This window comes from Streptomyces sp. URMC 124 (assembly GCF_051386455.1).
Lineage (GTDB): Bacteria > Actinomycetota > Actinomycetes > Streptomycetales > Streptomycetaceae > Streptomyces.
The window spans coordinates 1-884 of sequence record NZ_JBPQTS010000342.1 but is presented as its reverse complement, the minus strand read 5'-3'; the positions used below and the strand labels follow the sequence as shown (position 1 = coordinate 884).

The following is an 884-nucleotide window of genomic DNA, read 5'->3' as shown; positions in this document are numbered from 1 at the left end:
GGGTGGGGGTCGGTGCGGCGTCTGCGGGTGTCGCGGGTGCTGGTGCAGTTACGGCCGGCGGGGGCGTGGCAGATGCGGCAGGCGACGGAGAAGACGTTGACGACGCCGTCGCGCTGGCTTGGGACGTAGCGGCCGACGGTGGCGAGGACGGCCTGGGCCCGGCCGTCGAGGGGCTCGGTGCCCGGGGCGGGTTCGAGGGCGGCCTGGATGGGGCGTGCGGGGAGGCGGCCGGAGGCGGCGGCGTCGAGGACGGCGCGGCGGGAGGCGATGGACTGGGCGCCGGTTTCGCCGGGGTTGCCGTCGTAGAGGGCGTTGGCGGCGGTGATGCGTTCGGCGCGGAGGTCGGCGACGGTTGTGCGGATGTCGCAGATCTTGACCCATTGCTGGGTGCGGATGAGGTGGGCGGCGGCGCGCATGCAGTCGGCGGGGTCGAGGTCGGCGAGGGCTGCGGCCCAGACGTCTGGAGTGCGGTCTTCCATGCGGTTGAGGACGTTGGCGGCGGAGAGGAGTTCGACGAGGTCGAGGGCTTCGTCAGTGGTCACGGTGCTGCTCCTGGAGTCGGGCCCGGGCGCGGGCGAGGACGGACTCGTTGTGCGTGGACGGAGCGGGGGCCAGCGGCTTGAACGGGAGGACGTCCGCGCCGACGGCGGCGGGGAGGTCCACCGGCTGAGCGGGGGCGTCGGGCAGGGCGCGCCAGGCGGGGACGAAGTAGCGGGCGGACCGCGGTTGGGTGCGGGCGCCTTGCCAACTGGCGGTGGCTGACGCAACGAGTGTGGGGATGCCGCACCGCTGGACGAGCGCTTCGAGCAGGAGCCACTCGGCGGGCTTCAGATCCCAGCCGACCACGAGTCGTGCGGAGGTCAGGGCGTCGACGAGGGGGCGGC

At 74.2% G+C, this 884-nt stretch carries 1 protein-coding gene and 1 pseudogene; both read right to left on the bottom strand.

All coding sequences use genetic code 11. The features are described 5' to 3' along the window. Positions 1-542, bottom strand: a 542-nt coding sequence (locus tag ACSNOG_RS32835; protein ID WP_436756348.1) for a hypothetical protein, incomplete at its 3' end; no start/stop codon positions are given. Beyond that, positions 532-884, bottom strand: a pseudogene (locus ACSNOG_RS32830) (mucin-2); the annotation flags it as partial. The pseudogene ACSNOG_RS32830 and the gene ACSNOG_RS32835, both read right to left, overlap by 11 nt.